14 protein-coding genes are annotated in these 12,526 nt (G+C 60.5%); 11 read left to right on the top strand and 3 right to left on the bottom strand.

Features of this window, described 5'->3' with window-relative positions:
• Positions 1–78 precede the first annotated feature (78 nt).
• The 5 genes from AC6GQJ_RS11170 to AC6GQJ_RS11190 all read left to right on the top strand — a co-directional run bounded on the left by AC6GQJ_RS11170 (position 79) and on the right by AC6GQJ_RS11190 (position 6,416).
• Positions 79–1,917 (top strand): ABC transporter ATP-binding protein, encoded by a 1,839-nt coding sequence (locus tag AC6GQJ_RS11170; protein ID WP_500768198.1) that lies wholly within the window; start codon positions 79–81, stop codon positions 1,915–1,917.
• Positions 1,914–3,746 (top strand): ABC transporter ATP-binding protein, encoded by a 1,833-nt coding sequence (locus tag AC6GQJ_RS11175; RefSeq protein WP_500768200.1) that lies wholly within the window; start codon positions 1,914–1,916, stop codon positions 3,744–3,746. The genes AC6GQJ_RS11170 and AC6GQJ_RS11175 overlap by 4 nt, the downstream gene beginning before the upstream one ends.
• Before the next feature lie 39 nt (positions 3,747–3,785).
• Entirely contained in the window at positions 3,786–5,012 is a 1,227-nt protein-coding gene (locus AC6GQJ_RS11180) for a class I SAM-dependent RNA methyltransferase (protein WP_500768202.1), read from the top strand.
• A gap of 16 nt (positions 5,013–5,028) precedes the next feature.
• Complete coding sequence (locus AC6GQJ_RS11185; protein ID WP_500773899.1) at positions 5,029–5,805, top strand: ion transporter; 777 nt, start codon at positions 5,029–5,031, stop codon at positions 5,803–5,805.
• 113 nt (positions 5,806–5,918) lie between these two features.
• Positions 5,919–6,416 carry a L,D-transpeptidase family protein gene (locus AC6GQJ_RS11190; protein ID WP_500768204.1) on the top strand — a complete coding sequence of 166 codons (498 nt, stop codon included), beginning with the start codon at positions 5,919–5,921 and terminating at the stop codon, positions 6,414–6,416.
• Positions 6,417–6,418: 2 nt separating this feature from the next.
• Here AC6GQJ_RS11190 and dalA read toward each other — a convergent pair whose 3' ends face one another.
• The gene (gene dalA / locus AC6GQJ_RS11195; RefSeq protein WP_500768206.1) at positions 6,419–7,063 is read right to left on the bottom strand and encodes a divisome-associated lipoprotein DalA; all 645 of its coding nucleotides are present in this window, start codon (positions 7,061–7,063) and stop codon (positions 6,419–6,421) included.
• 172 nt (positions 7,064–7,235) lie between these two features.
• Here dalA and AC6GQJ_RS11200 point away from each other — a divergent pair, with 172 nt between their 5' ends.
• Both AC6GQJ_RS11200 and AC6GQJ_RS11205 read left to right on the top strand, forming a co-directional pair.
• Entirely contained in the window at positions 7,236–7,829 is a 594-nt protein-coding gene (locus AC6GQJ_RS11200; protein WP_500768208.1) for a L,D-transpeptidase, read from the top strand.
• A 141-nt stretch (positions 7,830–7,970) separates the two neighbouring features.
• The gene (locus AC6GQJ_RS11205; RefSeq protein WP_500768210.1) at positions 7,971–8,150 is read left to right on the top strand and encodes a hypothetical protein; all 180 of its coding nucleotides are present in this window, start codon (positions 7,971–7,973) and stop codon (positions 8,148–8,150) included.
• A 100-nt stretch (positions 8,151–8,250) separates the two neighbouring features.
• Here the strand turns inward: AC6GQJ_RS11205 and hemH are convergent, their stop codons facing one another.
• Positions 8,251–9,312 carry a ferrochelatase gene (gene hemH / locus AC6GQJ_RS11210; protein WP_500768212.1) on the bottom strand — a complete coding sequence of 354 codons (1,062 nt, stop codon included), beginning with the start codon at positions 9,310–9,312 and terminating at the stop codon, positions 8,251–8,253.
• A 55-nt stretch (positions 9,313–9,367) separates the two neighbouring features.
• Positions 9,368–10,195 (bottom strand): methyltransferase domain-containing protein, encoded by an 828-nt coding sequence (locus tag AC6GQJ_RS11215; protein WP_500768214.1) that lies wholly within the window; start codon positions 10,193–10,195, stop codon positions 9,368–9,370.
• A gap of 22 nt (positions 10,196–10,217) precedes the next feature.
• Here AC6GQJ_RS11215 and AC6GQJ_RS11220 point away from each other — a divergent pair, with 22 nt between their 5' ends.
• The 4 genes from AC6GQJ_RS11220 to AC6GQJ_RS11235 are packed head-to-tail and all read left to right on the top strand — an operon-like array spanning position 10,218 to position 12,523.
• Positions 10,218–10,943 carry a double zinc ribbon domain-containing protein gene (locus AC6GQJ_RS11220; RefSeq protein WP_500768216.1) on the top strand — a complete coding sequence of 242 codons (726 nt, stop codon included), beginning with the start codon at positions 10,218–10,220 and terminating at the stop codon, positions 10,941–10,943.
• Between the two features lie 42 nt (positions 10,944–10,985).
• Complete coding sequence (grxC, locus tag AC6GQJ_RS11225; RefSeq protein ID WP_500768218.1) at positions 10,986–11,243, top strand: glutaredoxin 3; 258 nt, start codon at positions 10,986–10,988, stop codon at positions 11,241–11,243.
• Positions 11,243–12,073 carry a carbon-nitrogen hydrolase family protein gene (locus AC6GQJ_RS11230; protein WP_500768220.1) on the top strand — a complete coding sequence of 277 codons (831 nt, stop codon included), beginning with the start codon at positions 11,243–11,245 and terminating at the stop codon, positions 12,071–12,073. The genes grxC and AC6GQJ_RS11230 overlap by 1 nt, the downstream gene beginning before the upstream one ends.
• Positions 12,074–12,079: 6 nt before the next feature.
• Positions 12,080–12,523 carry a MarR family winged helix-turn-helix transcriptional regulator gene (locus AC6GQJ_RS11235; RefSeq protein ID WP_500768222.1) on the top strand — a complete coding sequence of 148 codons (444 nt, stop codon included), beginning with the start codon at positions 12,080–12,082 and terminating at the stop codon, positions 12,521–12,523.
• Positions 12,524–12,526 lie beyond the last annotated feature (3 nt).

Consider the following 12,526-nt stretch of genomic DNA (forward strand, 5'->3'; position numbering starts at 1 on the left):
AAGACCGTCACAGGTGACGGCACGGGCCTTGGCCTGCGTCACACCCATGTTTCAATTCCCGTTTAAGAGACGTCCCGCATGTTTAACTTTTTTGAATCGCTCGTCGATCCGTACACCCGTTATACCGAAACCGACACGCCGCCGACCCGCATCTGGCCCTTCCTGCGCGCCTATTCCCAGCCGTTCAAGGCAGTGTTTGTGCTGGCGGGGATCATGTCGCTGCTGGTCGCCGGTATCGAGGTCGGGCTGATCTACTACATGGGGCGGATAGTCGATCTGCTGGGGACCGAACCGTCCGAATTCTGGGCGACATACGGGACCGAAGTAATCGCGGTGTCTGTCTTTGTCCTGTTGTTGCGCCCCGCGATCCAGTTGCTGGACGTGATGCTGCTGAACAACACGATCCTGCCGAACTTTGGCACGTTGATCCGGTGGCGCGCGCATAAACATGTGCTGCGCCAATCCGTCGGGTGGTTCGAAAACGACTTTGCCGGACGCATCGCCAACCGCATCATGCAGACTCCCAGATCAGCGGGCGAGGTGGTGTTTCAGGTCTTCGACGCCATTTCATTCTCGCTGGCCTATTTTCTGGGGGCGGCGGTGTTGCTGAGTGTTGCGGACCTGCGGTTGCTGTTGCCGCTTGCGCTGTGGTTCCTGCTGTACGGGTGCCTTGTGGTGTGGACGGTGCGGCGCGTCGGCCCCGCGTCCAAAGCGTCGTCAGACGCGCGGTCATCGCTGACGGGGCGGGTGGTCGATGCCTATACCAATATCCATTCGGTCAAGATGTTCGCCCATCACGACCGCGAGTTGGACTATGCCCGCGATGCGATTGAACACACGCGGCGCACTTTCCAGAAAGAGATGCGGATTTTCACCATTATGGACGTGGTGCTGGTTGTCCTGAACGGCTTGCTAATCGTCGGCGTTGTGGGCTGGGCCATCGCGCTGTGGACCCAAGGTGCGGCGAGCGTGGGTGTCGTGGCGGCGGCGACGGCGCTGACCTTGCGGCTGAACGCGATGACCGGCTGGATCATGTGGGCGCTGACCTCGTTCTTTCAGGAACTGGGCGTCGTGGCCGAAGGGATGGAGACGATTGCACAGCCGATCGCCTTGGTGGATGCGCCCGATGCGGTGCCGCTACAGATGGCGCGTGGCGAGATTGTCGCGCGCGGTCTGACCCATCACTATGGCCGCGACACAGGAGGGTTGGACGCGATTGATATGGTCATCCGCCCTGGTGAAAAGGTGGGCCTGATCGGACGCTCGGGCGCGGGCAAGTCGACCTTGGTCAAGCTGCTGTTGCGGTTCTACGACCCTGAATCCGGCACGATCGAAATCGACGGTCAGGACATCACCAAGGTGACGCAGGACAGCCTGCGCCTGAACATCGGTATGGTGCAACAGGACAGTTCCCTGCTGCACCGGTCGGTGCGCGACAACATTCTGTATGGCCGGCCCGACGCGACCGAGGCACAGTTGATCGAAGCCGCCAAGCAGGCGCAGGCCCATGATTTCATCCTGTCGCTAGAAGACCCCCAAGGGCGTACCGGTTATGACGCGCAAGTGGGCGAGCGGGGCGTGAAACTGTCTGGCGGGCAGCGGCAGCGGATCACGTTGGCCCGCGTCATTCTCAAGAACGCGCCGATCCTGCTGCTGGACGAGGCGACAAGCGCACTCGATAGCGAGGTCGAGGCCGCAATTCAGGACACGCTGTACAAGATGATGGAGGGCAAGACCGTCATTGCCATTGCCCACCGCCTGTCCACCATCGCCCAAATGGACCGCATTCTGGTGCTGGATGGCGGGAAGATTGTCGAAGACGGGGATCATGACGCGCTTTTGGCGGCGCATGGCCTATATGCAGAGTTCTGGGCGCGCCAATCGGGCGGGTTCATCAATGCCGAGGTCGACACGTGAAGATAGCAAACTGGATCGATTCATTCCGCAGGGCCGACGGGCCACCGCCACAAGAACTGTGGCCGTTCATGCGCTGGTGTCTGTCGGGGGCGTGGCCCGCGCTGTGGTTTGCGGCCTTCTGTTCTGCCGTCGCGGGCGCGCTCGAGGCGGGGACCGCCCTGATCCTTGGGTGGGTGATTGATGCAACAGTCTCGCTTGGGCCCGACGGGTTCTTTGCAGTCGAAAATGTCGGCCTGCTGGTCGGGGCGCTGGTGTTTTTCCTGATCGCGCGGCCTGTGCTGTTCGGGCTTAGCGCGGCGTCCAACGCCATTGTTGTGCAGCCGAATGTGAACCCGCTGGTGCTGTCGCGTCTGCACCGCTGGACGCTGGGGCAGGCGGTCGGGTTTTTTGACGACGATTTTGCAGGGCGGATCGCGCAAAAGCAGATGCAGGCCGCACGTGCTGTGACCGATGTGGTGTCCGAGTTCATCAACGTGGTCGCGTTCGCGCTTGCCTCGCTTGTCGGGTCGGTCCTGTTGCTGCTGGCGATTGATTGGCGGGTCGCGTTGGGCTTTGCCGTTTGGCTGGTCGCCTATTTCGCGCTGATCCGCTGGTATTTGCCGCGCATTCGCAAACGTTCGGCCAGTCGGGCGGCGGCGCGGGCGATGGTGTCGGGGCAGGTGGTTGATACGATCACCAACATCAAAACGGTCAAGCTGTTCGCCCATGACGATCACGAGGATCAGGCGGCGCTTGGCGCGATGGCGACTTTTCGCACCAATGCGGTAAAGTTCGGCGTTCTGGCGGCAGGTTTCCGGTTTGCACTGATGTCTCTGGCGGGGCTCTTGCCTGTGCTGTTGTTGGGCGGGACCATCCTGATGTGGCAACGCGGTCTGGCCACTTCGGGCGATATCGTGGCCGCAGGTGCCGTGGCGATCCGCATCGCACAGATGACCGGTTGGGTCAGCTTCACCCTCATGGCGATCTATTCCAATGTGGGCGAGATTGAGGATGGCGTGCGTACCCTCACACCGCGCGCACGGGTCGAGGATGCCGAAGGCGCCACCACGCTTGAGGTACAGAATGGCGAGATCGTGTTTGATGATCTCGGCTTCGCCTATGGGCGGGATGCAGGTGGCATTCAGGACATTGGGGTCACGGTCGCCTCGGGCGAGAAAGTCGGCATTGTGGGTGCCTCCGGTGCGGGGAAATCGACGCTCGTGTCGCTTCTTTTGCGTCTCTATGAACCGGAAAGCGGCGCAATTCGGATTGATGGGCAGGAAACAACGCAGGTCACACAGGAAAGCCTGCGTCGCAATATTGGGTTGGTGACGCAGGAAACCGCGATGTTCAACCGGTCGGCGCGGGACAACATTCTGTACGGGCGTCCCGATGCCACGGATGAAGAGATGATTGCTGCCGCCGAAAAGGCCGAGGCGCACGAATTCATCCTTGCCCTTCAGGACCATAAGGGGCGACGCGGGTATGAGGCGCATCTAGGCGAACGCGGCGTGAAACTGTCCGGCGGCCAGCGCCAGCGCATCGCCTTGGCGCGTGCCATCCTGAAAGACGCGCCCATTCTGGTGCTGGACGAGGCGACAAGCGCCCTTGATAGCGAGGTCGAGGCCGCAATCCAGTCCGCCCTGTCACGGGTGATGGAGGGCAAGACGGTTCTGGCCATTGCGCACCGTCTGTCCACCCTGACCGAGATGGACCGCATTCTGGTGATGGATGACGGGAGGATTGTCGAACAGGGCACGCATGACGCGTTGTTAGCCAAGGGCGGGCTTTATGCGCGGTACTGGCGGCGTCAATCGGGCGGCTTCATCAGCACCAAGGCTGCCGAATAGGGCTTTTGCCCGCGCGGCGCTGCGGGTAGGCGTTGATCCATGACAACAGTGACAATTGAACGATTGGGTCAGCAAGGCGACGGCGTCGCCCACGGCCCGCTTTTTGTGCCCCTTACCCTGCCGGGTGAAGTGGTGAGCGGCGATGTGAACGGCGATACGCTGGACAATATCCGCATCGAATCCCCCTCGCCGGACCGCGTAGCCGCGCCATGCCCGCATTTCCGATCCTGCGGTGGATGCCAGTTGCAGCACGCCAGCGATGATCTGGTGGCGGACTGGAAGCGCGCCTTGGTGGCTACCGCGCTGTCGGTGCACGGGGTCGAAACCGACATTCGCCCGACACTGACCTCGCCGGACCGTTCGCGCCGCCGTGCCACATTCTCGGCCCGCCGCACGAAAAAAGGCGCGCTGGTCGGGTTTCACGGGCGCAAGTCCGATGCGATCATACCGGTGCCAAACTGCATCCTTGTGACGCCGACACTGGCTGCCGTGCCCCCCTTGGCCGAGGCGTTGGCGCAGGTCGGGTCCAGCCGCAAAGGCGCGCTGGCGATCACCGTGACCGATAGTATCGAAGGACTGGATGTGTCCGTCACTGGCGGCAAACCCTTGGATGGGCCGTTGCGTATCGCGCTGGCTGGCTTGTGCGAAAGCCACCGCTTGGCGCGCCTCACGTGGGACGACGAATTGATCGGCATGCGCATGCCCCCCGCCCAAGTGATGGGTGCAGCGCGGGTTACACCCCCGCCCGGGGCGTTCTTGCAGGCGACGCAACATGGGCAGGACACGCTGACCGCGCTGGTGTCCGAAATTGTGGGCAATGCCAAATCGGTGATCGACCTGTTTGCAGGCTGCGGCACCTTTGCGCTGCCTATGGCGGCCAAGGCCGAAGTCATGGCGGTCGAGGGCGCGCCGGAGATGGTTGCCGCAATGGACGCCGGATGGCGGCAGGCGCAGGGCCTCAAACTGGTGCAATCGGTCGCGCGCGACCTGTTCCGCCGCCCGATGCTGCCGGACGAGTTGAAAAAGTTCGACGCCGCCGTGATCGACCCGCCCCGCGCAGGGGCCGCCGCACAGATCGCGGAGCTTGCGACCGCACAGGTGCCGGTCATCGCCCATGTGTCCTGCAACCCGCAGACCTTTGCCCGCGATGCCGCAACGCTGATCGCTGCCGGTTATGTCCTCGAATGGGTGCAGCCAGTGGATCAGTTCCGCTGGTCAGCGCATGTAGAACTTGTCGGATCGTTCCGTCTGTCGCATATGCGGTGACGCAAGGAGACAGATGATGATTGATCGCGCGCGCTTGGCCGAAATTCTGAACGGGCCGAAATTCGGCAACTTTATCATGGCCGTGATTATCGTGAACGCGATCACTCTTGGGCTTGAAACGTCGCAAACCGCGATGAACCATGTCGGGCCGCTGATCGCGATCATCGACCATGTGTGCCTTGCCATCTTCGTGGCTGAGATCATTGCCAAACTGTTCGTGTTCCGCATGGCGTTTTTCAAAAGCGGCTGGAACATCTTTGATTTTGTCATCGTGGGGATCGCCCTTGCACCGGGGAGTGACGGGCTGTCGGTGCTGCGCGCCTTGCGGATTTTGCGGGTACTGCGCGTCATCTCGGTCGCGCCGTCCCTGCGCCGCGTGGTCGAAGGGTTCGTCACGGCCTTGCCCGGCATGGGCAGCGTCTTTGTCCTGATGGCGATGATCTTTTACATCGGCGCGGTCATGGCGACCAAATTGTTCGGGGCCAGCTTTCCCGAATGGTTCGGCACCTTGGGTCGCAGCGGCTATTCCCTGTTCCAGATCATGACGCTGGAGTCATGGTCGATGGGCATCGTGCGCCCTGTCATGCAAGTTTACCCCTATGCGTGGATGTTCTTTGTACCGTTCATCATGGTGACCACCTTTGCCGTTGTGAACCTGTTGGTTGGTCTGATCGTGAACTCGATGCAGGACGCCCATGCCGAGGAATCGAACGCCGCCACTGACAGCTATCGCGATCTGGTTCTGCACCGTCTTGATGCGATCGAAGCCAAGCTGGACAAGCGTGATCCCTAAATCACCATCACGTTCTGGTGATGGGCCGCAAACAGAAACCGGCTAGGCGGCGTGCACGCAAAAGTGTTATTTGCGCTGCAATGAAAAAATAACCCGAGTGGGACAGTATTGAGATGAAACGCAGACATCTGCTGATGGGGGGCGTGGCGGCCCTTGGGCTGGGCGCATGCACCGAGAGCAAGTTCAAAACCTATCGCGGCCCCGAAGTCACCTATGTGGTGGTCAATAAAGAGGCGCGTAAAATGTACCTGATGCACCACAACAGGGTGCTGAAGGATTACCAGATCGACCTTGGCTTCGCGCCGCTGGGCGACAAGTTTTACGAGGGTGACGGCAAGACGCCCGAAGGGACGTATCTGATCGACCGTCGCAATCCCAACAGCAAGTTCCACCTGTCATTGGGCATTTCCTATCCCAACCGTCAGGACCGTGCAGAGGCGGCAGCGCTCGGGAAACCGCCAGGTGGCGATATCTTTATCCACGGCAATTCAAACCTGTTCCGTCGCGAGAAAGGCGACTGGACGTGGGGGTGCATTGCCGTGACCGATAAAGAGATGGAAGACATCTATGCGATGGTGCGTGACGGCACGCCCATCCAGATCAATCCCTGATATCAGCTGGCCGGTGTGGTGGTACCGACGACGGTGTTTTCGTCGGTATTGTCCACGGCGGCATCCGGATTATCAACGCGATCCGGCACAAGGCGGCTTGCCGACGGGTTGGCGGCAGGGATCAGCGGCGCAACACCGGGGTTGCCCATCACAAGCGTCCACCAAATTTTGCCATTGGGTTCCTGAAACCATGCAAAGCCCATGTCGCGGGCATCGCGCGCAACGATGGTGCGGCGCGTGTCAGGCTGCTCCATCCATGCGGCCAGTGTCTCAAGCTCGGTCTCGTAGGTTTCCGAGATGTTTTCGCCAACAAGACGGCCGTTGTAGCCAACGCGCGCAAGGCGGTCGATCGGGGAAGAGCCGTCAGAACCGAAGTGCCAAGGGCGGTTTTGCAAGGACATGTCCTTGGAATGGGTCGCGGCGGCGGCGTTCAGCTGCGGGTTCAGTTCGACCGCAGGGGCGCCTTGGGCGCTGCGCAATGCGTTGACCGAATCCAGCATGCGGAACTGCAGCTTGGCGGTGTCGTTGTTGCGGATACGGTAAAGTTTTGGCAGCGGACGGCCGTCATCACCGATGGTCGGTGCTTGGGGCGTGGCACATGCGCTGAGCGTCAGAAGGGCAACCAGAAGGAAAGAGAGAATTCGCATGGGACCTGCACATCATTAGAGACATTTGTGCATGTCGATAGACCTTTGCGCGTTGCATTACAAACGCACATCGGCGTGATCCTGCAAGATGACGCGTCTTTGATTTGCGACTGCGACATTCGCGCAATATCTTATGCACAAATGGCAGGTAAAGATTCAGGAGTGACATCTAATGTCCAAATCATCGTTTAATTCTACCACCAGACGCGCCTTTCTGGCGGGTTCGGCGGCTTTCATCGGCGCACCCGCGATTGCCCAGAACCTGTCCGCAGGTCAGGCAGAGCGTGATCCGACACAATCCGTGCGCCGCAACGTCTCCAGCTTCCGCACGCTGGACTGGCGTCCTTACTTCGACAATCTGCGCAACGGTGCGATCCTTGTCGATATTGACAGCCGCGCCGTGCACTACTGGAACGAGGACCAGTCGGTTTACAAACTGTACCCGTCCAGCGTGCCGCTGACCGACGACCTGACCCGTCGTGGCCGCACAAGCGTGATCCAGAAAGTGGACGGCCCAAGCTGGCGTCCGACACCTTCGATGCTCAAGCGGAATCCGGAATGGCCACCCTATATCGGCCCCGGTCCAGATAACCCGCTGGGCACACATGCCTTGTATTTGAGCTGGACCTACTATCGCATCCACGGCACGCACGATACGCGCAAAATTGGCCGTAAATCGTCCAATGGCTGCATTGGTTTGTACAACGAGCACATTGCAGAGCTGTTCGGGATGGCCAAAGTGGGCACACAAGTGTTGCTTATTTGACGACATTTTGTCGGATCGAAAGCGATGCGTTTGAATCACACTTTGCTTTCGTTCTGCAATCCTGTTTACACAGTGATACGAGGTAAGTCTTGGGTGCGTTGTGGTATTCTATGCCCGCGCGCGTAACTGGAGGTTATTAATATGAAAAAACTCGTTCTCGCTGCTGCTCTGACTGCTGCTGCTTCGACCGCATTTGCCGGCGCTCCTGCCGATCCGATCATCGAAGCACCTGTCATCGTCGAAGAAACAGGTAGCTCCTCGGGCGGTATCGTTCTGCCCCTGCTGCTGTTGCTCGTCGTTGCTGCGGCTGTTGCAGACTAATAGTCTGTTGCACTGAAAATTGAAAAGGCGGCACGCAAGTGCCGCCTTTTTTCGTTTCCGGTCACGACCCTGAAAACCGTGACGGTAAAGCGGCCCGACCTTAGTCGAGCCAGCCTTTCAAATTCTCTTCGATTACGGTGTTCAGCGCGTCGATATGCGCGTCATCGTCGTTGAGGCAGGGGATATAGGTGAAGGTCTCGCCACCGGCCTCTTCAAAGCTTTCCTTGATCTCTTCGTTGATCTCTTCCAGCGTTTCGATGCAATCCGCCGAGAATGCGGGCGCACAGACAGCGATGTTCTTTTTGCCCGCTTCGGCCAGTCGCGCGACTTCCTCGATGGTGTAGGGTTGCAGCCATTCTTCGGGGCCGAACTTGGACTGGAACGTGGTTTTGATGTCCGTATCGGGCCAGTCCAGACGTTCCTTCAACAGGCGCGTCGTTTTTTGGCATTGGCAGTGATAGGGATCACCTTCCATCAGGTACCGGATCGGCACGCCGTGATAGCTGCACACCAGAATGTCGGGGCGTGTTTCCATCGCGCCATAGGCCCGTTCGATGGATTGGGCGAGCGCCTCGATATACTTGGGATGTTCGAAATAGGGCTCGACCGTGCGCGTCGTCGGCTGCCATTTTTCTTCCATCAAACTGCGGAAGAATTCGTCATTCGCCGTGGCCGACGTCGCGCCCGCGTATTGCGGGTACAGCGGGAAGAACAGGATTTTCTGACAACCCGCGTCGATCATCTCGCGCACTTTGGATTTGGTGGACGGGTTGCCGTACCGCATGCAGAAATCGACCATGACCTGATCGCCGTACCGGTCCTGCATACCTTTCGCGATCTTGGCGGTTTGCGCCTTGGTGATCGTCATCAGCGGGCTTTCCCCCGCCTCGTGGTTCCAAATGGACTTGTAGGCCGCACCGGACGTAAAGGGCCGTTTTGTCAGGATAATTGTCTGCAACAGCGGCTGCCAAAGCCATGGGGAATAGTCGATCACCCGCTGGTCCGACAGGAATTCGTTGAGGTAACGGCGCATCGACCAATAGTCGTAATTGTCGGGCGTGCCGAGGTTGGCCAGCAAAATGCCGACCCGCTTTGGCTTGATCGCCGGATGGTCCGCCGCGGCGTGTTCCGGACGTTTGGCGGTATGGCTTGAATCGAGCATTTCTGGCGCGTCCCTGTTCCTGTTTGACGTTCAGATAAACGCTTTTGCTTGCAGGTCAATCTGACAGCGGCGTTTCGTCCGTGCGCAAGGCGTCGGCAAGACGTGCCTGTGCCGATCCGGGGCGCAGGGGTTTGGGCTGGCTTTCGTCCGGTGCCCAGCCTGTCAGGACGATCAGATCGAAACTCGCCGTGATGCCGCCGTCGGGGTGGGCAAAGTTCTGGTCATAAAGCTCGGCAGCGTGATCAAACACCGCGCGTCGCGTCGGTTGGCGCAGCCGTGCCGCCATCGCGTTGGTTTCGCCCATCGCCCGCAAATCGCGCATCAGGTGCCACATGGATTGATAGCGCACAGTCAGCGGCACGGTATCCGCGACCGGCAGGGCCAGACCCGCCCGCTGCAGCAACGCACCCAGATCGCGCACCTCGCCCATTGGGGCGATGCGGGGCGACAGGCCGCCTGTTACCGCAACCTCGGCCTGACCCAGAACGCTGCGTAACTCGTGCAGGCTTTGGCCACCCAGGGCGACGGCCAGCAGCATTCCGTCCGGTTTCAGGGCGCGGCGACACTGGATCAGTTGCCCGACCGGATCGCCCGACCAGTGTAGCCCGAGGCTGTGCACCACCAGATCATGCGCGCCGACCTCAAGCGCGATCGTGTCGCTGTCGGGCACCACCGTGGCCCCGTCGATGCGGGACTGCCACAGGTCGGGGTAGGGGGTCACAATTCCGACATTGTGAAAGGGTTTGTTAACCATCCCCAGCCGATCCTCGACCTCGTCGCGGGCAATCTCTTGCAGGAACAGCGCCTCGGCGCGCGCGCGGGCGCGGTTGCGCTGCAGGGCGCGCGGATCGGCAAAAGAGGACGGTGGCTGTTTCTGGGTCATGGGCTTCTGAGGTAGGGATTACATGAGCCTATTACAAACAACACTTGCCGCCATCTACCCCCCACGCTGTCTGGGATGCGGTCAGGTGGTGGACAGCGACTTTGGCCTGTGCGGCGCGTGCTGGGCGCAGACGCAGTTCATCGGTGGCACCGCTTGCGACAGTTGTTCGCTGCCTTTGCCCGGTGATGCTGCCGGTACGGTCGTGCATTGCGATGCCTGTTTGCGCGATCCCAAACCGTGGGCGCAGGGTCGTGCCGCACTGGTTTACGCTGGGATGGGGCGGGATTTGGTGCTGCGCTTGAAACATGGCGACAGACAGGAAATCGCCCGCCCCGCTGCAGGGTGGATGGAAATGTCTGTGCGGCCCTTGCTGAATTTGGAAACCCTGATCGCGCCGGTGCCGCTGCATTGGCTGCGGCTTGCCAAACGTCGCTACAACCAGTCGGCGCTGATTGCCGCGCAACTGGCTAAGCTGACGGGCTGTGACTGGTGCGCCGACCTGTTGGAGCGACCGCGTCGTACGCCGTCGCTGGATGGTAAATCAAGGGTCGAGCGTGCTGACATCCTGCACGGCGCCATCCGCGTGAACCCGCGCCGCAGGCATCGTATCGCGGGGCGGCGCATCCTGTTGGTCGATGATGTGATGACCACGGGCGCGACCCTCGCCGCCTGTACCGACGCCTGTTTGACGGGCGGTGCGCAACACGTATGCGTGTCTGTACTGGCGCGCGTGGTGAAAGACTCCTAAGTCTGTGTCCAACGACATTCCTGTCAAAAAGGACCGACTGATATGAAAGCAGTAGAAATCTATACCTCGCCGCTATGTGGCTTTTGTCATGCGGCCAAGCGGCTGCTGAACGAGAAAGGCGTCGAGTTTTCCGAAGTCGACGTGCTGCAAGACCCCGACCGCAAACCCGAGATGATCAAACGTGCGGGCGGCAGCCGCACGGTGCCGCAAATCTTTGTCGGTGACATACATGTGGGCGGTTGTGACGACCTCTATGCGCTTGAGCGTGCGGGCAAGCTGGACGCGTTGCTGGCGGCCTGATGAAAACCGCGCTGCTGCAACTGACTGTGTCGGACGATCCGGTGGCCAATCTGGCCACCACATCGGCCATGGTGCGGCAGGCGGCAGCGCAGGGCGCGCAGTTCGTCCTGACCCCTGAGGTGACGAATTGTCTGTCCACCAGTCGGGCGCATCAGGCAGAGGTACTGCAACCCGAGGATGCGGATATCACGCTGGCCGGTCTGCGCGCTGTCGCGGCCGACTGCGGTATCCACCTCCTGATCGGGTCGCTGGCGCTCAAGACCGATGATCCAAAGGGCCGGTTTGCGAATCGGTCATTTCTTATTGGGGCGGATGGCAGTGTTCTGGCCCACTATGACAAAATCCACATGTTCGACGTGCATATTTCTGACACCGAGATATATACCGAATCCTCGGGCTACCGTCCGGGCGATCGGGCGGTGCTGGCCCATACACCGTTTGGCGATCTGGGCATGGCTATCTGCTATGACATGCGGTTCCCGAAGCTCTCCCATGCGCTGGTATCGGCCGGGGCGCAGATCCTGACCTATCCCTCCGCTTTCTCGCCCGTCACGGGGGCGGCGCACTGGCATAGCCTGTTGCGCGCGCGAGCAATCGAGGCGGGCGCGTGGGTGTTGGCCCCTGCCCAAACCGGCACCCATCCAAGCCGCTTTGAAAAGACCCGAAGCACATATGGCCACAGCCTTGCGGTCGATCCTTGGGGCAACGTCATCCTTGACGCAGGGACAGCAAGCGGCGTTTATACGTTTGATTTAGACATGGAAAAAGTGGCCGACGCGCGCAAAAGGATCCCTTCGCGGGACAATGCGCGCCCCTTTGTCGGCCCTTGAAAGTGTATGGGCACTGAAAAAAATGTACTGGCGATTTCGCTGTTCAGCGAAGTATTGGCGGCGGACCAGATGGTGCGTAACCGCCTAAGCCGCGTGTTGCCCAAGGGGATGGAAATCTCGCATTTTTCGGTGCTGAACCAGTTGGCATGGCTGGAAAGCGAACGCACGCCCGCGCAATTGGCCGAAACATTCAACGTGACGCGCGGGGCGATGACCAACACGCTGAACCGTCTGGAATGGGCCGGATATGTGCATATCCGCCCCGACTGGGACGATGCGCGTCGCAAGATGGTCGGGATCAGCCCCGCAGGGCTGCGCGCCCGTGAACAGGCGCTAAGCGGCATCGCCCCGATGATTGCCGAGGTAATCGACAATCTGGGCGAAGACCGCGTCCGCGAGACGCTGCCGATCCTGCGCGAGTTGCGCCAGCGCCTGTCCGGTAAGGCCTGACGG

Source organism: Tateyamaria sp. 7Alg 36, assembly GCF_059882455.1.

What these genes read in the sequence shown, in the direction of transcription:
- AC6GQJ_RS11185 (WP_500773899.1), top strand. Translation starts at nt 5,029, where the DNA reads ATGATTGATCGCGCGCGCTTGGCCGAAATTCTGAACGGGCCGAAATTC.
- AC6GQJ_RS11170 (WP_500768198.1), top strand. Translation starts at nt 79, where the DNA reads ATGTTTAACTTTTTTGAATCGCTCGTCGATCCGTACACCCGTTATACC.
- hemH (WP_500768212.1), bottom strand. Translation starts at nt 9,312, where the DNA reads ATGCTCGATTCAAGCCATACCGCCAAACGTCCGGAACACGCCGCGGCG.
- grxC (WP_500768218.1), top strand. Translation starts at nt 10,986, where the DNA reads ATGAAAGCAGTAGAAATCTATACCTCGCCGCTATGTGGCTTTTGTCAT.
- AC6GQJ_RS11190 (WP_500768204.1), top strand. Translation starts at nt 5,919, where the DNA reads ATGAAACGCAGACATCTGCTGATGGGGGGCGTGGCGGCCCTTGGGCTG.
- AC6GQJ_RS11200 (WP_500768208.1), top strand. Translation starts at nt 7,236, where the DNA reads ATGTCCAAATCATCGTTTAATTCTACCACCAGACGCGCCTTTCTGGCG.
- AC6GQJ_RS11235 (WP_500768222.1), top strand. Translation starts at nt 12,080, where the DNA reads ATGGGCACTGAAAAAAATGTACTGGCGATTTCGCTGTTCAGCGAAGTA.
- AC6GQJ_RS11205 (WP_500768210.1), top strand. Translation starts at nt 7,971, where the DNA reads ATGAAAAAACTCGTTCTCGCTGCTGCTCTGACTGCTGCTGCTTCGACC.
- dalA (WP_500768206.1), bottom strand. Translation starts at nt 7,063, where the DNA reads ATGCGAATTCTCTCTTTCCTTCTGGTTGCCCTTCTGACGCTCAGCGCA.
- AC6GQJ_RS11230 (WP_500768220.1), top strand. Translation starts at nt 11,243, where the DNA reads ATGAAAACCGCGCTGCTGCAACTGACTGTGTCGGACGATCCGGTGGCC.
- AC6GQJ_RS11220 (WP_500768216.1), top strand. Translation starts at nt 10,218, where the DNA reads ATGAGCCTATTACAAACAACACTTGCCGCCATCTACCCCCCACGCTGT.
- AC6GQJ_RS11180 (WP_500768202.1), top strand. Translation starts at nt 3,786, where the DNA reads ATGACAACAGTGACAATTGAACGATTGGGTCAGCAAGGCGACGGCGTC.
- AC6GQJ_RS11215 (WP_500768214.1), bottom strand. Translation starts at nt 10,195, where the DNA reads ATGACCCAGAAACAGCCACCGTCCTCTTTTGCCGATCCGCGCGCCCTG.